The following is a 19,603-nucleotide window of genomic DNA, read 5'->3' as shown; positions in this document are numbered from 1 at the left end:
AACGCTCGGAGAGGCGCATTTTATAAAAGCTTGCCCCGTGGTCGAGCTCTAACCGTAGGCGTCATAATGGTGCGTGATCGCAATCGTAATCTGGCGCACCAATTCGGACGCTCTTTGAAGCGGTCCGATAATTGTTTCCGAGATATGCGGATAGCCGCCGGAGCCGCCGACTTTGACGCCTGACTTCTCAACCAGATCTTCGGTCCAGCTCAGCGCGTCTCGTTTTTCAGGATAACGCTGGCGTAGGTCTTCCAGAATGGAATCAATCTGGAAGGTTTGCAGCCTCTGTAACACATTCATTTGAGACGTATTGTCATCTCCGATGGCGGGCAAATCCGTCGCGATAATCATCATTTTCATGACGACAGCTAAGCGCAGCGCATGCAATATTTTGAGTGTTTCCGGATCGCAATCCGTGCAGGTTAGATCGCTTTTCCCTAGGGTCGCCAAAGCATTAAATTGATCCATGCGAAGGCGGTTGGCCAAGTCCATTATTTGCGAGCGCCACGCAGATTGGCTAAGCGTTTCCGCCACAATCAAAGACCGGTCTGCCAGAATAGGCTCATTGCCGGAAAGCGCGCGGCTGATCCAGAAGCCTGGATCGAATAGGCGGCCATAGGCCGTGAGCGCAGAAAGCTGGGTGCGGCTCATGGATGTGGCAGCAAGCCCGAAAATAGACCGCGCTCTCGCGGAGGTTTCCAGCAGGTTCTCAAATTTCTCGCTGTCAATTGCGGCGGCCCGGCCAATGCCGAAAATAATATTCGCCGGCGCTCCAAATTGCTGCAAAATGGCATTATGCGGGATGGCGCGTAATTGGCGCGGATTGAACATATCTGCTCCGCTGCCTGGGGCGGCCCGTTTAACGGCGCGAGAGCCTGTCGGGATGAGGAGGTTCTGACCAAATCCGCCAAGAATTGTTATGTAGTTCGGGTCGCGGTAAAGACTGTCCTGTTCTGATCCAATGGTTCGAAACACATCCCAAGAAAAATCATTTTCGGTATAGAAGCTGTCGTCCTCGGCTTCGCTCCGATCGGCGTAACGCGCTGCCACGAGAGACTGAGCGGTTGCATCAGAGAGCGAAGGAGTCTGGTACCAGAGGAATCCGTCTCCGCCTTGAAAACTTACTTCATGACATAAATGGATGTCGCGTTTTTCAAACTGGCGCACGGCCCAAGGGCTCATGGCATAATCAACCCGTTCTTGAATATTTCCCGGATGTCCGCCCCGTCCAAGACCTTCGCCGTGAGTGTTAAAGACGAGCGCCGTAACGTCTTTCATTTCATTTTTCGCCATCTGGTGGGCAAAATGGGAGTGAAGCCGCTCAATTGCGAGGGTCGCAGGAATTTGTCCCATGAACCGCCCGGCATCTGAAAAGCCCGTTTGGATTGCAAAAACGCCGCGAGATTTCACATAGTCTTTGTAAACCGGATTGCTCAGCATCTTGCCGATTATCCGCCCGCCATTATTGAGCGCATCCGCCGTTTCAAAAAGCGGAGAGATATCAAGGTGATTTTCCAGACCGTAGAGACGTGCCAGATATAATACGCCTAGCGGGACGAGACTGTCTTCCGTTTCCGCGATCAACAAGCGGATAGGCGTCTTGTCATCAATATATTTGTGCATTTGCGCCGAGAGAATCATCTTCTCATGGGCGGTGCTTTTCTCGAGAGCCAGCGAGGCGAAATTAACGGGTTGGGCTTTGACAGCTTTTGTCAGCTTAGTCGCTTTATTGAGCAAAGTCCTATTATCGGATGATTGTTGATCCATCCCAAAAATAGGCCGGATCGCCGAAATAACGTGGCGTGCATTCAATCGGAAATGTATCCGCGCGGTTCCTAATCCAAAGGCGACCATTTGGGCCCGCAGAATGATAAGGCTGGACGCCAAATCCTCATCTGCTCCGGCAATGGCTTTGTCGATTAACTCAATTGCCAGATCAAGATTTGTAAATCGGCGGTTGGAACTGCGGGTCAGATTATTCGCCGCAGCCACCAGATTTTCCGGCTGGGTGATATCTTTTTCAAACAGGGCCAGATCGCGCTTGGCGCTGGACTGCGCATCCGACAACTTGTCGATAAGCGTTTCAAGAGCGGCTTCACTTTTGGCTTCGAGTTTGCCTTTGGATTGAAGGTCCTGCGCCATTTTCAGATAACGCCCGAGCTGGGTATGTTTTTCCGAAAGGCGAAGACGCAAGGCATCTCCCCATGAAATATCCGTGCGCCCATCAATGTCATATCCAACCCAGCTATAGGCATCTGCCAAATGCGGGGTCAGGTCTTGCCAGCTGTCGGGAAAGCTTTCGCGGGCAATATCAAGGACTTTACGATTAATTCGGTTCAGGGAGCCCTGAATGCGCTCTAAAGTCGCTTGTGTATCTTCATGCTCCTCAGTCAGCGTCGGGGCGCGTTTCGGAAGATAGGGGTAAGACTTTAACTCTTCCGCTTCCTCGTCAAATTCACCGTCCTCTTTGGAGGCGAGGGCGCCAAGGCAATTCCGGATATCGCGGGAAAGCGAGAAAGTAGGATGAGCGGTCAACACAATACCCAAGCCGGGTTTTTCGGCCCAGAGTTTGAAGCTCTCCCAGCCATTCGCAGCTTGCGCTTTGGCAATATCCGAAACGGCCGCTTCCAAGGCATCGATTTGATCCAGTCCTGAGCGGCGTCGAAGGCGTCGAATACGCTCTATGGCGCCTCTATCCGAGAGTTGTTTGACCAGTTCTTCAATATGCCGAAAGGCAATTCTACGCTCTTCGACATCTTTGGAGATGTCATAGGCAAGGACCTTCACAGCATTCGCCTGCGGATCCTCATTCATGTCTTGTTTGTGTTCGGCGAGCCGTTCTTGTAGCCGCTTTAGAAGTTCGTCGGATTTTATTGCGCGTGTAATGATCTTAGTACCTTATAAAAATTTCGCTATTTCCGCAGCGGTATCAAGCATACGGTTGGAGAATCCCCATTCATTGTCATACCAGCTGAGGACACGGATCATCTTTTCATGCATGACGACGGTTTCGCCAGTCAGGAAGCTGGAAGAGTGCGGGTCGTGGTTGAAATCGATCGAGACGGTCTGATCCTCAATCACTTGTAAAATGCCTTTCAACGGGCCATTGGCGGCCTCGGTGAAGGCTGCATTGACGTCCTCGACCGAAGCGGATTTGGTGGTGTTTACCACCAGATCCACAACGGACACATTCGGGGTGGGAACGCGTATAGCTTTGCCATCGAGCTTACCTTTCAGTTCCGGCATAACGAGACCGATGGCTTTGGCGGCTCCGGTCGAGGTTGGAATCATGGAAAGCGCGGCGGCGCGGCCCCGGTTGAAATCTTTGCGATGAATGGTGTCGAGCGTAGGCTGATCACCCGTATAGGAATGAACAGTGGTCATGAACCCCGATTCAATTCCGAATGAGTCATTGAGAACTTTTGCCAGAGGCGCGAGCGCATTGGTGGTGCAGGACCCGTTTGAAACTACCAGATCGTCTTTGGTCAGAGTGCCGTGATTAACGCCGTAAACAATCGTCTTGTCAGCATTGGCTCCGGGGGCGGAGATAAGCACACGCTTCGCGCCGGCGTCGAGATGCTTTGCCGCTGCGTCGCGGGCCGTGAAAATTCCGGTACATTCCAAAACGATATCGACTTGATTATCCGCCCAGTTTTGGTCTTCCAGATTGCGCACGGACGTGACTTGAATAGGCCCCTGACCAATATCCAAACTATTTTCCGTGGCTTTGATTGTGCCGGGGAACCGCCCATGAACGGAGTCGTATTTCAGAAGATGGGCCAAATTATCCGTAGACGACAGATCGTTAATCGCACCGACTTGGAGGTCATCCCGGCCTTGCTCATAAAGGGCGCGCAGCACGTTGCGGCCAATGCGTCCAAATCCATTAATGGCGAGGCGAGTGGTCATACTATTTCCTTTTAAAAGCTAAAAACGCGATTAAATTTTTAGAATCGTTTTTACACGCAATATATTATCTTGACAGCGCTGTCATTCATTACGGAAATTTATGTCCGAAACTGCATTTTGTTCCACTATACGACGTCATTTAAGTCAAGGCCAATCTCGTGTTTCGGGGCGTTGAGAAAATTAAAGAATGTAAATTAGTGTTACTGGACTAACCAATGCTATTTATTTGCCCATTTTAAGCCCTACTCCGTATCAACTGGTAGACAATGAAAAATCTGACAAGACTGAATTTATAAGAGGCTCAAAATGAGAGTTGCAATAATTGGCGCCGGCGTTTCCGGCTTGTGCGCTGCGAAAGAACTGACCAATGCCGGACTGAGCGTGACCCTTTTCGAAAAGTCGCGCGGCGTCGGCGGACGTCTATCCACCCGCTATAACGGTCCGTTTGAGTATGATCACGGCGCGCAATATTTCACAGCCACGCAAGACAGGTTTCGTGAACTTTTGAGCGAGGCGAAAAAAGACCGCGCCGTTGACCGATGGGACGGGCGGGCCCTCTATTTAAAAAAAGGGCTACTCACCACCGATACCGGAGGGGAGCGATGGGTTGGTGCGCCGCGAATGAACAGCTTTGCCAAACATCTGGCCAAGGGGCTAGATATCATAAAACTTCATAGAGTATCGTCGCTCAATCGCGATCAAAACGGCCTCTGGACGGTCGGCTTTGAGGATTCAGACGGCGGGGCAGGTCAGGACCGAAGCGGCTTTGATATGGTCATTTGTACGGCGCCGCCTGAACAGGCTGTTAAGTTACTTCCTGAAAATTTCAAAGATCGAGAGCTGCTGGCTTCGGCCAAGATGAACGCCTGCTTCGCCCTGATGGTTGGACTAAAAAGCCCTATTGATCTCGGCTGGGAGAGCTTGCGGGTAAGCGATTTGCCGGTGGCCTGGTTAGCGATCAATAGTGCGAAGCCGGGCCGGGCCAATAATTTAGGGACATTGGTGGTTCACGCCGCACCGGAATGGTCTAATGCGCATGCTAAGACAAATCCGGAGGACGTACGTGCAATAATGATGGAAATTACAGCGGCTTTGACCCGGCTTGATTTGACCCAGCCAGAGCATATCAGCCTGCACCGTTGGCTCTATGCGAGTGTCGAAACCTCGCCTGAACAACCGTTTCTCAGTGACCCGCATAAAAATCTTTTTGCCATTGGTGACTGGTGCCAAGGCGGACGGGTTGAGGGCGCGGCGATGTCAGGCTTTGCTGTTGCGGATTATATTCTTCAAAAGAGGTGAGGCGCATCTTGCAAGTCGGCTGACTAAGCCTTATCTGCCCGCTCATGACGAAAGCTCAAAAATATCAAGAGACCCTCGAAGAAATCCAAGCCGTGATTGAGGGCGAAACGTCTATGACGGCGCGTTACGCCACGGCCTCATGCCTGTTGGCTCAGAAATTTGACTATTTCTTTTGGACCGGGTTTTACGAAGTCGACCCGCTTAAGGAAAACGAACTTGTTGTTGGGCCTTATCAGGGTACATTGGGATGTCTCCGTATACCCTTTTCCAAAGGGGTTTGCGGCGCCTGTGCGACACAAAAAAAGACGCTCATTGTGGACGATGTTCATGCCTTTCCCGGACATATCGCCTGTGACAGCCAGACAAATTCTGAAATCGTCGTTCCTGTATTGAATAGAAAAGGAGAGCTGGCCGCTGTTTTGGATGTGGACAGCACCTCCTTGAACTCATTTGACGCCGAGGATCAAAAAGGCCTTGAGGCTATCGCGGACATTTTGCACGCGTAACGCGCTGCTAAACGCGCTTTTTCAGCTCGTCTTTATCATCCAATTTAAGCGGCTCGCGTGGGCGCGGCTGTGCTATTTCTCTTTCGGCAATTTCAAACGCCTCTTTGACGCTAGTGGCAGAGAGAAGATCATCCCGCGTCGACGCAGAGGCAAAGCCAGCGTCGACGACATGATGAAATGTCGCGAGTAGCGTTTCCCAATAGCCTGTATCGCTCAGGAAAATAATTGGCTTCACATGCAAGTTCAGGCGCAGCCAAGACAGAATTTCGACCGCTTCCTCCAATGTTCCAATCCCGCCGGGTAAAACTATAAAAGCGTCGGCCCGATCAAACATTGAAATTTTCCGCTCGTGCATGGTTTCGACGAATTCGTGTTCAATGCCCGCCACAGTTTTTTCGGCTTCTTTCAAGAAGTTCGGCATAACGCCTGTTACATGCGCGCCGCCTTCATGGGCAGACCTGGCGACCGCCCCCATCAGGCCGAGCCCGCCTCCGCCGTAAACAAGTTTGTGCCCGCCCCGCGCGATTTCCGCGCCCAAATGATTGGCTAACGCCATGTGTTTCGGGTCATTGCCGGGGCTCGCGCCGCAAAACACACAAAGGGTCATAGCGCCTGTTTTCTGAGCGCTTTCGGATTTTTCAGTTTTATTTGTCATCATCGACCCTTATGCCTTGATGACCGAGGCAATCAAGCGTCTGTGAAAGAGGATACCGATAAATGTTCAGGGCCCGCATTATATGGATCATTATTGGAGGGCTTTTTCTAGCGGTCGCTCTTATTGTGATTTTGCAAATGCTCGATGTGTTATCCCGTTTGTCGGATACGGACTCGCCAAACCCACCGCCGGTTATAGCCGAGACTGCGGACCCGATCGGCCTTGCACCGACTTTGTTTCAGGATGTCATTGAATATCAGGAGAATAATACCAAGAAGCTGCGCCTTTCTGGCACGGCTCAACCTGATACGGTCGTGATTATTTCCAATCGCGGACAAAGAGTGCGACAAATCAAATCGGATTCTAACGGCAATTGGGTCGTCTCGATTGATGCGATTGACGACCAGCCGATGGTCATAGAGGCCGTGCTTTTTACCGAAAGCGGCGTAACTATCCGGGGAGACGAAACAGTTTATCGCATTGTTTTGCCAAGAACCACCCAAGAGCTTGCGCCCCAAGATATTGCACCAAGCATAACGGGGGAGAACGAATTTCTTCCCGTTTCATTACCGGATGCGAGACCGACACTTATCATGGTTAGCGTTCCGGGAGGACCAACACGCATTGTCAGATCCCCCTTTGGCGGTAGTCCAACCGAAGGCCCGCTCACTATGGGACCGATAGAATATGATGATGGAGGGGGGGTGATTTTCTCCGGCACGACCAGCGCGGAAGGCCGGGTGCGTCTCTATGCCGGCGAGGCCGTCATTGGTGATACACGTGTCGGGGCAGGCGGAAGGTGGAATTTCATTGCGGGCCGAATGTTGCCTATGGGAGAATATGAAGTCAGGGCTGAACTTATCAGGCCAGATGCGGAGCGCGTGCAAGTGACTGTGCCGTTTGAACGACTCCCTCCTGTCACTTTACCACAAGCCAATATTCCGATGGTTCAATTTGAACCGTTTCGCTGGCAAGTGCGCCGGGCCCTATTGGGCGGGGGAGCTCAGAATACGGTGATATTCGCGCCCCGCGACGCTGACGCCATTGTGCCGCCCAAAGGGTAAGAGCCTAATTACTCCGCGGGTTCAGCGGCGCGTTTGTTAGCTCTGTAATCTTTTAACTTCCCGTAAAACCGCTTGGCTCTTTCGTCCAAGACCGTTGGAGCTGCTAGTAGGACAGGCGTAACGATTAGGGTCAAAATGGTTGCAAAGCCCAGGCCGCTGGCCACCACAAAAGAGATAGGGGCCCAGATTTCGGACGTGCTCGTCCCGCGCGTGTCAAGTTCTCCGGTGAATATATTCGCGCCCCACCCGAGGATAAGCGGCATGAGCCCGACAACGGTCGTCAGCGTCGTCAGAAAAACAGGGCGAAGACGTTGGGCCGCTGTGCGCACGGCGGCGTCCACTGGCTCGTAGCCATGTTCGCGAAAGCGCTGATACGCATCAATAAGAACAATATTGTTGTTCACCACAATTCCGGCCAGAGCGATTACCCCCGTCAAAGTGAGGATCATTGAAATATAGGGATAAAATGTCAGTCCCAATATCACGCCGAAGACTGACAAGATGACGGCCATCAGAGTCAAAAAGACGTGATAGAAACTGTTAAATTGCAGGAGCAAAATAACGCCCATCATAAAAAGGATAGCAAGCATGGCGGTGGCAGCAAATTGCCCGGCCTCGGCATTTTCTTCCTGCTGGCCAAGGAATTTCCATTTTACCGTGGGCGGGAGATCGGCTTCTTCGTTAAACCAACGGGTCAGCTCATCGACTTGAACATTGGTGGCGTAGCCTTTCTGCGTATTTCCCTGAACCACATAGAACGGGAGAAGGTCTCTCCGCTCAATCTGGTCTTGCCTGAATTTAGCAACCCGGGTCACTACGGTGGATAAGGGAAGCGCGCCGGATGGCGTTTGGATTCGCAGACTATCGAGCGCCGCCAAATCCCGCGCAGAGGCTGGATAGCGGACGCGAATGTCTACTTCTTCCTCTGCGTCAAGGGGGCGGTACTGACCGACTAAAGCGCCTTCGGTGACAAACTGTACGGCCGCCCCGATGCGCCCAATGTCCAAGCCAAGGCGTCCGGCCTCGGCCCGGTCAACGACAATTTCCCAATCCACTCCGGGCAGAGGAAGTGTGTCTTCGATATCAACGACGCCCTCTATGGATTCTAATTTTTCGCGAACTTGTTTGGTGATTTTCACTAGGGCGTCTTTATCTTCGGTCGAAATTTGTATCCCGATATCTTTCCCGATGGGCGGTCCCTGATCGATTGCGGTGACTTCGGTGATAACCCCGGGAATGCCGCTCGTTGCGCTTTCCAGATCAGAGACAATATCCGGAATGCTCTGGCGTTCGGCAAAGGGCAAAAGCTCGGTATAGACTTTAACAACTGTATCGGACGGTACGTTGGAGGGCCCGGTCAGGGCGCTGCCGCCCCCGCGTCCTATCGCGCCGTCCCCGGCCACGGTGTAAACAGATTCAATTCCGGGAATGTCCTTTATGCGGTTTTCAATATCTTTGCCGATGGTCAGCACTTGCTGCGGGGTTGTATTGCCGCGCGCCCGCGCAAGAATGAAAAGCTGATCTGACGGGGTCTGGGTAAAAAACTCAACAGGCTTTGGCGGCGGGCCTTTCAAGCTGGCGCCAAAGGCGAAAATGATGAAAACTGTGGCGGCAATCATACCTGTCACGACCAGAAGCGGGGCGCGAACAAGCTTTTGGATAATGCCGACATAGACGCCTGTTATGCCGCTCAGTTTACCTGGGTCACCTTCGCCGGCGGCCAGAAGCGCGGCATTGTCACTTTTTTTCTTTTTCCCGCGGAAGCCGATTTTAGCGCCCAAGGTCGGTAGAAAAATAAGCGCCATGAGTGTCGAGGCCGAGAGCACATAAATCATGGTGCGAGGGAAATAGGCCATGAATTTACCGGTTAGCGTGTCCCAGAACAAAAGCGGGAGGAACGCCGCCAGTGTTGTCGCCGTGGAGGACATGATCGGCCAGAACATTCTCTCGCCCGCCATTTTAAAGGCTTCAAGCCTCTCGAGCCCCTCATCCATTTTCCGGTCGGCAAATTCGACAATAACAATCGCGCTATCCACCAAAACTCCGACCGAGAGAATAAGGCCGAACAGAATCATCATATTGATCGTCTCGCCTTGGATGTAGAATAGAGCAAAAGCGATAAGGAAACTGGCCGGAATAGCCCATCCCACAAAGAGGGCGGACCGCCAGCCCAGAGCGGCAATACAAACGATAAAGACCAAGATAACCGCATTGACAATAGAGGCGGAAAGTTCGCTCATCATATCATTAATATAGGTCGAACGGGATTGGCTGTAGGAGACATTAATCGTGTTCGGCCATTCAGGGGCACTAATCACTTCGTCAACCAGTTCCTGAACCCGATCAGACGTATCTAGAATGTTTTCACCTTGTCGTTTTGAGACTTCTAAAGAGACAGACGTCCGTCCGTTAAACCGCGCGAAAGTAGAGACATCTTTATAGCCCCGCCGAACTTCGGCTATATCGCCGAGTTTAACAATCGCACCGCCATCGCTGCGCCTTATAACCAACTCGCTCATATCCTCCGGGTTTTCAATCAATCCAGGAACTTTGACGTTAAATTTGCCGCTTTCAGTTTCCAATGCTCCGGCTGGCACAAGGGCGTTGTTTTGCCCGACAGCGGCGGAAATTTCGTCATAGGTAATGCCGAGGCTTTCTATTCGGGCCGGATCTAAAACGGCTTCCAAAACATCTGTCCGTTCACCCGAGATGTTGGCTTCCAAGACCGATGGCAGACTTTCCAGCCGCCTTTGCAAATCTTTAGCGCGTTTTTGAAGCTCGCGCTCCGGCGCGTCCCCCCAGAGGTTTACCGTAATAATGGGCAGAGAAGATGTGCTGATTTCTTCGACAACGGGTTCTTGCGCTTCCTGCGGAAACTCGGCCCGGGCCCGGTCGACTTTCTCCAGAACATCGGACATGGCCTGGTCCTGATTGAAACTGGCTTCAAATTCCATAACGATATAGGCGACATTGGTCGCCGCGATGCCGTTCATTTCTTTCAGGCCGTCAATGGATTTAAGTTCGGTCTCCATGGGCCGAATGAGGAGACGCTCTGCGTCTTCTGGCGAGATACCCGGTAGGACAACTTGAACATTAATAAAGGGGACGGGAATGTCCGGTTCTGCGTCCAAAGGCAGGCGGCTCATGGCGAGCATTCCGCCAATCACGGCGAACAGCATAATCCCCAGCGTCATCCGCCAGTTGCGAATTGAAAATCCGACTATCCCTGGAAAGCCTTTGGCATTTGGCGACATCCCGTCATTTCGCTGGGCGGGGCCGAGATCGTCTGGATCGCTCATTGCGTGGCCGCCTGATTATAATTGGCATTCGGCTCAACCGTTTGGCCGACCGCCACGTAATCCTGCCCTTCAATAATAATACGCGTCTCGTCAGGCAGGCCAGTCACCCATGACCCGTCCGGCGTTTCATCAATAACCTTAACTTGAGCAAAGCGCACAACATCACTGCGATCAAGATAGCGTACGCCGACTTCGCCCGCATCGTTAAGAGTCAGGATATTAGACGGAATCCGTTGGGCTGTCGTTTTACCGGCAGTAATACGTACTGTCGCGGTCACGCCGGCCTTAAGCTTATACTCTTCATTCGGGACGAGGATTTCAGCGCGAAATGTGCGGGTGGCGGTGTCGGATTTGGCTTCGATGAAGTCGATTTTACCTTCGACGGTCTCGCCGGTGGCGAGTTCAATAATAGCCGTCTCGCCCGGAGAGACCAAACCGACTTGTTTTTCTGTCAGCTGAGCAATCACTTTCAGAGGTGATAAATCCACGATAAGACCGCAAGGCTGCCCCGGAGACAGATAATCGCCGACTTGCGCCAATTGTTCTTCCCAAACGCCTTGGAAAGGCGCGCGGATGTTCACATTATCCAGTTCAATTTCGGCCTGTTTTAAGCTTGCTCTCGCGCCGTCCATTTGGGCTTCGAACCCGATAACGCGCGTTTCCGATTGAAAGCCTTTTTCCGCCAAGACACGCGCTCCGCGCAAATCATTCTCGATGGATTTCAGATTGGCGCGCGCCTGATCCACCATGGCGGCGCGGGCGTCGACATCCTGACGGCAGACGAGCGCGCCTTTATTTACGATGCGGCCCTCTGCGGCGGGGACAGACACCACGAGGCCGGAAGTTTGCGCCTTGACCGTAACTTCGCGCGCGCTCTCGGTTTGGCCGTAGAGTTCCAGCACATTTTCATGCTCTTGAGCTTGGATAGACTTTACTTGAACCGCTGGGATTTTCGTTTGGGCCTCACTCTGAATTTCGGCCTGAGTCTTTCCGATAGCCGGCGGCTCTTCATTGAGATTATTCACAATGAACCAAATGATAATGAAGGCCAAAAGGGCCCCGGCAATAAGAAATGATTTATTAAGCTTCATGGCTCTGCTTTTCGCCTTTATGGGTACGGCATTCTGGCCCGTCCCTGTGCGGCGGTGCATAAGACATAAAGTCGCGCAGTTCTAATGATAATCCTGTAAAGACGGGCAACGAAACTGAATGTGTGCTTTTATCTAGTCAAATAGATAGCTGGGATTGAGCGAAATCACACTTGCCTTTATTGTTATGCTTAGTAACGTGGTTTTTTTAGAGATTTTGACTGACCGGGGGTTAGGTTTGAGCGATATTCTTCAACAGCTGACGGCGAGACGCGCCGAAGCTAAAATGGGCGGCGGCCAGGCCCGCATCGACGCGCAACACGCCAAAGGCAAGCTGACCGCCAGGGAGCGGCTCGAGCTTTTGCTAGATCCCGAGAGTTTTGAAGAGTTTGACATGTTCGTCAAACACCGCTCCACCGATTTCGGCATGGAGAAAAAACACATTCCGGGCGACGGCGTTGTTACCGGCTGGGGGACAATTAACGGCCGTAAGGTTTTCGTCTTCGCACAGGACTTCACCGTTTTTGGCGGCTCGCTTTCTGAAACCCACGCCCAGAAAATCTGCAAAGTGCAGGAAATGGCGATGAAGCAGGGCGCGCCAATTATCGGCCTGCAGGATTCAGGCGGCGCCCGTATCCAGGAAGGCGTGGCCGCGCTGACCGGTTATACTTCCGTTTTCCAGAACAATATCATGGCCAGCGGCGTTGTGCCGCAAATCTCCGTCATTATGGGCCCGAGCGCGGGCGGCGCGGTGTATTCTCCGGCGCTGACCGATTTTATTTTCATGGTGCGCGACAGCTCTTACATGTTCCTGACCGGCCCTGACGTTCTGAAAACGGTCACCAACGAAGTCGTAACGTCCGAGGAACTGGGCGGCGCGAAAACCCACACGACAAAATCCTCCGTCGCGGACGGCGCGTTTGACAATGATATGGAAGCGCTGGCGGAAATCCGCCGCCTGTTCGACTTCCTGCCGCTCAATAACCGTGACCGCTCTCCAGTGCGTCCGTTCTTTGATCGGCATGACCGCATTGACGAGAGCCTCGACACCATCATCCCGGCCAATCCGAACATTCCGTACGACATGAAAGAGCTTGTCACTAAAATTGCGGATGAGGGCGATTTCTTTGAAATTCAGCGCGACTTTGCCAAAAATATTCTCTGCGGATTTGTCCGTATAGAGGGTCAAACGGTCGGCGTTGTGGCCAACCAGCCCATGGTCCTCGCGGGCTGTCTCGATTCGGACGCGTCCCGCAAAGCGGCGCGGTTTATCCGCTTCTGCGACTGTTTCGAAATTCCGATCCTGACGCTCGTCGATGTGCCGGGTTTCCTCCCGGGAACGTCTCAGGAATTTGGCGGCGTTATCAAACACGGCGCGAAATTGCTTTACGCTTACGGCGAAGCGACCGTGCCAAAAGTCACCGTCATTACGCGCAAAGCTTACGGCGGCGCCTATTGTGTCATGGCCCCGAAAAACCTGCGCGGCGATTTGAATTATGCCTGGCCAACGGCGCAAATCGCTGTGATGGGCGCCAAGGGCGCGGTGGAAATCCTCCACCGCAAAGACCTCGGCGACACCGATAAAATCGCCAAGCATACCGCCGATTACGAAGAGATGTTCCTGTCGCCGTTTAGGGCCGCCGAACGCGGCTATATCGACGAGGTCATCCAGCCCCGCAGCACGAGAAAACGCGTCAGCCGCGCCCTTGCCCTGCTCAAGGATAAAAAGCTCGACAATCCGTGGAAGAAGCACGGGAATTTGCCGCTTTAGGGCTATGAAGGATTTAGATGAAAAGTTTGTTATTGAGAACGAAATGCTGCTCAGTTTCTACTTATTAAAAATCCGAGACTGCATGGACGATTTTGTGTTTTCTTACGAAGTGTTGCGAAAAAATAGCGAGCAAAAAACTTCTAATCTGACATTAGATAAAGTTTGGGACTCTGTCCAGTTACTGTGCAGGTCATGTGCGCAAACAGCAAATATATTTGCTCCAAATTGTCGAGGAGATATTACAGAAAAAAACCCTAAGAGAAAGAAAGAGAAAAAAGAATTTAGTAAGAAACGAGGGGAAGCTCTCCGTTCACTTTTCTTATTGAATTTCTCTCAAAACAATTGGGTTACAATGCGAGACGCAAGAAATAGGTTCATACATTTTGACGAAGACGTGGATATTTGGTTCTTTGAGAGCGATAAAACAGCCTCACGAGAAATCGTTTGGCGCGCATTAGAGGGGCAGAAGCACGACAGAAGTCACTGCGTCATTCAAAGATACGACAGAGAAAATGGGATTTTGCAGAATTTTGGTACCGATTATCTGTTCTCAGAGCTAAAAAATTTGATGCAGTCGATAAGTGCGAAACTAAATTTTGCAGATGTAAATCTCTCCAAAATTGCGCCAAATAGAACAAGAGTCATAATTTCATGATCAAAAAAATACTTATAGCGAACCGGGGCGAGATTGCTTGCCGCGTGATTAAAACGGCCAAGCGGCTCGGCATTGATACGGTGGCGGTGTACTCGGACGCCGATAAAGATGGCCTACATGTGTCGATGGCGGATGAAGCCATTCACATCGGCCCACCGCAAGCCAATCAGTCCTATCTGGTGATGGATAAAATCATGGCGGCGATAGAGGAGAGCGGCGCGGACGCCGTCCATCCCGGCTATGGTTTCCTCTCGGAAAATCCCGAATTTGCCAAATTACTGGCCAAGAAAAACATCACCTTTATCGGCCCGAACCCGCACGCCATTCAGGCCATGGGCGATAAGATTACGTCGAAAAAACTGGCGAAAGAAGCGGGCGTGTCCTGCGTGCCGGGCCATATGGGTCTGATCGAAGACGCCGAAGAAGCCGTCAAAATCTCGCAAAAAGTCGGCTATCCTGTCATGATCAAGGCGTCGGCTGGCGGCGGCGGCAAAGGCATGCGCATCGCCTATAATGACGAAGAAGCCCGCGAAGGATTCCAGTCTTCCAAAAACGAAGCCGCGAACAGCTTTGGCGATGACCGTATCTTTATCGAAAAATTTGTCGAAGAGCCTCGGCACATTGAAATTCAGGTGCTGGGCGACAAGCACGGCAATGTGATTTATCTCGGCGAGCGCGAATGCTCCATTCAGCGCCGCAACCAGAAAGTCATCGAAGAAGCGCCGTCGCCATTTCTCGACGAAAAAACGCGCGCCGCCATGGGAGCGGAATCCGTCGCGCTGGCCAAAGCCGTGGATTACGATTCCGCCGGCACGGTCGAGTTCATCGTCGACAAGCATAAGAATTTCTACTTCCTCGAAATGAATACGCGCTTGCAGGTGGAACATCCCGTCACGGAATTAATTACCGGCGTCGATCTGGTGGAGCAAATGATCCGCTCTGCACAGGGCGAAGAACTCAACATGACGCAGGACGATGTCAAATTGAAGGGCTGGGCGATTGAAAGCCGGATTTATGCGGAAGATCCCTTCCGTAACTTCCTGCCGTCTATTGGCCGCCTGACCCGCTACCGCCCGCCCATCGAAGGCAAGAAAGAAAACGGCGCTATTATCCGTAACGATACCGGCGTCTTTGAAGGCGGCGAAATCTCCATGTATTACGACCCGATGATCGCCAAGCTCTGTACCTGGGGCGAAGATCGCGGGGTCGCGCTGGACGCCATGCAGCACGCACTGGATCTGTTCGAGCTGGAAGGCATCGGCCACAATATTCCGTTCCTGCAGGCCGTTTACGACCATGACCGTTTCGAACGTGGCGACATTTCAACGGCCTTCATTGCCGACGAATACCCTGACGGGTTTGAAGGCGGAGACATCAATCCGGGCCATGCACGAAAAATTGGCGCGATTTGCGCCTTGATGCATGACATCACTGAACACCGCGCCGCCAATATCTCAGGCAGCCTGCCGAACCATCAACGCCATATACCCGACGAATGGGCGGTGCAGGTCGGTGATCTGAATTACACAGCCGACATTAATGGCGAAAAAGGTCTCCGTACAATCGTCGTAGGCGACGGCGAGAAAGCGGCCATTGAGATGGAAGTTCTGACTGCGTGGAAACCGGGTCAGCCGCTTGTGATCGCGCTTGTCGATAATAAGCCGTTTAACTTCAAGGCCGAGCCTATTCCCGAAGGCTACCGCGTCCGTCACCGCGGCGTCGAGTTCAAGGTTGCCGTCCGCACGCCGCGCGCCGCTGAACTCTCCGAAGTCATGCCGATCAAGGAAGAGGCGGATACGTCCAACCTGCTCCTATGCCCCATGCCGGGCGTTATTGTCTCCATCCTCGTGGAAGAGGGGCAGGAAGTGCAGGACGGCCAAGCCCTTGCTGTGGTCGAGGCTATGAAAATGGAAAATACCCTTCGCGCCGAGAAGAAAACCAAGGTCACAAAAATCAACGCCGCGCCAGGAGATAATCTCGCTGTGGACGAAGTGATCATGGAATTTGAAGTCACGGAATAGCTTTAAAGTCACGCCGACGCAGGCGACGCCTGCTCGGTGCGGTTACCTGTCATTTCGGGCAGGAGCGATTTCAATTGGGGGTCGCCGGGCACGACAGAAAAAGTAGGTAAACCTTTTAATCTTGCTCTTAAACTAAATTAATTTGACCTTATCTTAACTTTGACGCGCCTAATTGTGGAGAAAACTTGCAATTTTCTTAACGCTGTGGTACTCGCAGTTTTATGCTTACTTTTAAAATACGTCCGATAGCCCCCCGTTTTCGCGCGATCGTTTTTTAACGCTTTATTTTTTGCAAAGCTTGACCTCGTCCTGACCCGGTTGCGCTTTGCCCCTATTGCGACCCGCCCCCCAAAATAAAAATAAAAAGGTTCCCATGCTTTACCATAACTCTCGTCCGATTTCTTCCAAAACAGCTGCCCACCGTTACGCCAATCGTCCTGATCGGTTTTACCAGTGGCGCAATTTTTTTGAGGACCGCCCGGAAGCGCTGGACCTCATCGAAGAAGAGTTTGAACTTCAAGCCGAAGACACACGTCACGACAAATATTTCATCGTTCCTGGCCGAAGCAATATGATTACGCGTATGACGGATTCCGACCAACTTGAAATCCGCTCCATGATTAGCACAGATGGCCCCCTAGAGCAGTGGGAGCGGTCTATTAAAACCGATTTCCCGCTAAAGCGAACAACGTCTTCCATGATCGGAACTTATATTCCGCGCTTCCGCGGTTGTTGTTCCTCGGTGGCAGATGCCGAGAGCCTGACAGACGCCTTGTCCAAAAAGAGTAAATTTTACCGGACAGAGCTAAATCGCCGCATTTTTGAAAGCGATGAATTGCGGATCGAAGTCTCTTCCATGAAATTGGACGAACAGGACTTCACAACAATTGCAATCTCTTCTGAATCGTCTGATAAAGTTCTGGCGGCTTTGAAACGCTTTGGGTTTAAACCCCGGGCAAACCAAAATTACGGAGCCTTTTTGACGCAATTCCGGTCACAGAGTCTCTAGGCCTAATTCAAACCCAAGATTTAAAAGGCCCGCTTTTTTGCGGGCTTTTTTATTGAAATTCCCACATCTACTAGAGCGCACGAGTCTTAAGCGTTTTGATACAAACTGTGTTTAGACTTGTTGGGAAACTTGCAGGTCGCAATGTGTGCACTTATTGAGCCATGACTATGACAGCTACTGTTCAACAGCCCCGGTCCGAAAATTTACAGGCGGATGATTCATTTGCCCAGGCCGACCCATTGCCGGAAATAACGCCGTTTGAGCCTCCTATCTGGATGCGTAGCGCCTTTGTACAGACCGCCATTGCCAGTATGAAATTTCGTAAACGCGGACCAAACCCGATGCTCGACGCAGCGGAGGAACGCATTATAAACTGTGATGACGGGGTGCGTCTTTTAGGGAGCTATTCTCGCAATCCAGAGAACAAAGCCCTCATCATTTTCCTCCATGGGTGGGAAGGGTCGCAAGATTCGACCTATGTCGTCTCTAGCGGGCGGCACATGTATGAACAGGGCGCGTCCGTATTTCGGCTCAATTACCGCGATCACGGAAATAGCCATCATTTAAATGAAGGCGTATTTTATTCGACTTTGTTCAACGAGGTTTTCGACGCCGTCAAACAGGCCGCTTTACTGGCTGACGGCGTGCCAGTTTATGTCGTCGGCTTTTCGCTAGGCGGGAATTTTGCCCTTCGTATTGCGCGGTCTCTCCGCGACCTGACAATTCGAAACCTCAAACATATCGTGGCGATCAGTCCGGTTGTCGACCCATGGGGCGCGTCGCCTTTAGTGGACCAGAATTGGCTCTACCGTCGTTACTTTATGAAGAAATGGACGAAGTCGCTTCGTAAAAAAGAAGAGCTCTATCCGCATATCTATGATTTCAGCACGATCCTGGCGGAAAACCGGGTTCTGGATATCACTCAGAAACTCTTGCCTGCCTATTCGGATTATCCGGATATGGAGAGCTATTTTAACGCATACCGCGTCGACCCGCATGATCTTGAATATTGTCCGCTGCCGATTTCGATTATCACTGCGGCCGATGACGGCATGATACCGGAAGAAGATATTGAGAAGTTGGTTCTAAACAAAAACGCCCGACGCATTATTCATGACCACGGCGGCCATAACGGTTTCTTCCAGAGCCTGATGGGCCCGACCTGGTATGATGATTATATCAGCGAAATGGTTTTTGGAGGCGACTAACAACAGGCTTCATGTCCCCCTATTCTGATTGCGCTTTATGGGTGAACCCCTTAGATCACGCCACATGTTTGGTATGATTATAAAGCTCGCTCTGATTTTAACGCTTGGAGGGTCGATTTTGTTCTTTCTTTTAGGCCTGCTCTCCCAGAAAGGAAAATCCAAGGGCCTTGTGAACGGCCGTTTGGCCGAGTGTCCAGCCTCGCCTAATGCCGTCAGCTCAGAGCCGGGCACGCAGCCTGAAAAATACGTAGAGCCCTTGCAGGCAAAACTTGAAGATGTCTTGCAGGCCATTAAAGATACGGGCGGCGTAATAACCTCCCATAGTGATAAATATCTTTCCGCGACCTATATGAGTGCGGTGTTTAAATTTGTGGATGATGTTGAAGTGAGAGCCGATGGGGCGCTCTGTCACATTCGATCTGCCTCTCGCGTCGGATATTCTGATCGCGGCGCAAACCGAAAGCGAGTTGCCGCCATCCGGGCCGCGCTTTAAAAGATTTACGACGCCCATTGAAACATGCCGAGAGTGCACTAAAGGACTATTCATGTCAGATTCTACGAACGGAAAAAAAATTGATCACGCCCGGGTGAAAGCTCTGACGACGGAATTACTGGAAGCCCTTGGCGAAGACCCGACCCGGGAAGGGCTGGTGGAAACGCCCCGCCGGATCGCGGATTTCTGGCGCGAGTTTATTGAGTATGACACGGGAAAAATTGATACGACCTTTGACGCGGTCAAGCATAACCAGATGGTGGCTGTCACAGGCATGAAAGTCTGGTCAATGTGTGAACACCATATGCTCCCATTCTGGTGCGATGTTTCTATCGCTTATATCGCCGAGGATAAGGTCTTGGGCTTGTCAAAATTTGCGCGGATTGCTCATAAACATGCGCATAAGCTGACGCTTCAGGAACAGTTGGTATCTGATATTGCCAATGAGTTAAAAGATATTCTCGGCACCGAAAATATTGCCGTCATGGCCAAGGGCGAGCACCTCTGCATGACCATGCGCGGTATCAAGACGCCGCATCGTATGATCAGCACAGCCTTATCTGGTAAGTTCCATCAGTCTGAACAGCGTATGGAGTTCCTTCGCATGATCGATGCCGGTATCTGAA

General features: G+C 51.8%; 15 protein-coding genes. 10 read left to right on the top strand and 5 right to left on the bottom strand.

The annotated features are described in order from the left end of the window. Nucleotides 1-48 precede the first annotated feature (48 nt). Nucleotides 49-2,874, bottom strand: coding sequence for a phosphoenolpyruvate carboxylase (locus ACNA05_RS02770; protein ID WP_415810108.1), 2,826 nt, complete (start codon nt 2,872-2,874; stop codon nt 49-51). 24 nt (nt 2,875-2,898) lie between these two features. After that, entirely contained in the window at nt 2,899-3,909 is a 1,011-nt protein-coding gene (gap, locus tag ACNA05_RS02765) for a type I glyceraldehyde-3-phosphate dehydrogenase (RefSeq protein WP_415809850.1), read from the bottom strand. 306 nt (nt 3,910-4,215) lie between these two features. On the opposite strand from gap, the gene ACNA05_RS02760 reads away from it, so the two are divergent. Continuing rightward, complete coding sequence (locus ACNA05_RS02760; RefSeq protein WP_415809849.1) at nt 4,216-5,208, top strand: NAD(P)/FAD-dependent oxidoreductase; 993 nt, start codon at nt 4,216-4,218, stop codon at nt 5,206-5,208. A 44-nt stretch (nt 5,209-5,252) separates the two neighbouring features. Beyond that, nucleotides 5,253-5,714, top strand: a complete 462-nt coding sequence (locus ACNA05_RS02755; RefSeq protein WP_415809848.1) for a GAF domain-containing protein — start codon at nt 5,253-5,255, stop codon at nt 5,712-5,714. 7 nt (nt 5,715-5,721) lie between these two features. On the opposite strand, the gene ACNA05_RS02750 is transcribed toward ACNA05_RS02755, so the two are convergent. Beyond that, nucleotides 5,722-6,369, bottom strand: a complete 648-nt coding sequence (locus ACNA05_RS02750) for an LOG family protein (protein WP_415809847.1) — start codon at nt 6,367-6,369, stop codon at nt 5,722-5,724. 62 nt (nt 6,370-6,431) lie between these two features. On the opposite strand from ACNA05_RS02750, the gene ACNA05_RS02745 reads away from it, so the two are divergent. Next, nucleotides 6,432-7,433: a hypothetical protein gene (locus ACNA05_RS02745; RefSeq protein ID WP_415809846.1), complete on the top strand. Its 1,002-nt coding sequence runs from the start codon at nt 6,432-6,434 to the stop codon at nt 7,431-7,433. Nucleotides 7,434-7,441: 8 nt separating this feature from the next. On the opposite strand, the gene ACNA05_RS02740 is transcribed toward ACNA05_RS02745, so the two are convergent. Further along, on the bottom strand, nt 7,442-10,732 hold the full coding sequence (locus ACNA05_RS02740; protein ID WP_415809845.1) for an efflux RND transporter permease subunit: 3,291 nt from the start codon (nt 10,730-10,732) through the stop codon (nt 7,442-7,444). Further along, the gene (locus ACNA05_RS02735; protein WP_415809844.1) at nt 10,729-11,823 is read right to left on the bottom strand and encodes an efflux RND transporter periplasmic adaptor subunit; all 1,095 of its coding nucleotides are present in this window, start codon (nt 11,821-11,823) and stop codon (nt 10,729-10,731) included. Before ACNA05_RS02735 ends, ACNA05_RS02740 begins: the two co-directional genes overlap by 4 nt. Nucleotides 11,824-12,058: 235 nt before the next feature. Between ACNA05_RS02735 and ACNA05_RS02730 the strand changes: the two genes are divergently transcribed. From ACNA05_RS02730 to folE, 7 genes are all read left to right on the top strand, one after another. After that, nucleotides 12,059-13,591 (top strand): acyl-CoA carboxylase subunit beta, encoded by a 1,533-nt coding sequence (locus tag ACNA05_RS02730; protein WP_415809843.1) that lies wholly within the window; start codon nt 12,059-12,061, stop codon nt 13,589-13,591. 4 nt (nt 13,592-13,595) lie between these two features. Beyond that, nucleotides 13,596-14,246: a hypothetical protein gene (locus ACNA05_RS02725; RefSeq protein WP_415809842.1), complete on the top strand. Its 651-nt coding sequence runs from the start codon at nt 13,596-13,598 to the stop codon at nt 14,244-14,246. After that, the gene (locus tag ACNA05_RS02720) at nt 14,243-16,267 is read left to right on the top strand and encodes an acetyl-CoA carboxylase biotin carboxylase subunit (RefSeq protein ID WP_415809841.1); all 2,025 of its coding nucleotides are present in this window, start codon (nt 14,243-14,245) and stop codon (nt 16,265-16,267) included. The genes ACNA05_RS02725 and ACNA05_RS02720 overlap by 4 nt, the downstream gene beginning before the upstream one ends. 373 nt (nt 16,268-16,640) lie before the next feature. Next, nucleotides 16,641-17,276 carry a hypothetical protein gene (locus ACNA05_RS02715; RefSeq protein WP_415809840.1) on the top strand — a complete coding sequence of 212 codons (636 nt, stop codon included), beginning with the start codon at nt 16,641-16,643 and terminating at the stop codon, nt 17,274-17,276. A 167-nt stretch (nt 17,277-17,443) separates the two neighbouring features. Then, complete coding sequence (locus tag ACNA05_RS02710) at nt 17,444-18,484, top strand: YheT family hydrolase (protein WP_415809839.1); 1,041 nt, start codon at nt 17,444-17,446, stop codon at nt 18,482-18,484. Nucleotides 18,485-18,548: 64 nt separating this feature from the next. Beyond that, the gene (locus ACNA05_RS02705; RefSeq protein WP_415809838.1) at nt 18,549-18,977 is read left to right on the top strand and encodes a DUF1499 domain-containing protein; all 429 of its coding nucleotides are present in this window, start codon (nt 18,549-18,551) and stop codon (nt 18,975-18,977) included. Nucleotides 18,978-19,029: 52 nt separating this feature from the next. Then, nucleotides 19,030-19,602, top strand: coding sequence for a GTP cyclohydrolase I (folE, locus tag ACNA05_RS02700; protein ID WP_415809837.1), 573 nt, complete (start codon nt 19,030-19,032; stop codon nt 19,600-19,602). Nucleotide 19,603 lies beyond the last annotated feature (1 nt).

The organism is Litorimonas haliclonae (assembly GCF_965138505.1).
GTDB classification, from domain to species: Bacteria; Pseudomonadota; Alphaproteobacteria; order Caulobacterales; family Maricaulaceae; genus Litorimonas; species Litorimonas haliclonae.
Note: the sequence above shows the minus strand (reverse complement) of the source record. Positions and strands in the feature narration are given on the sequence as shown.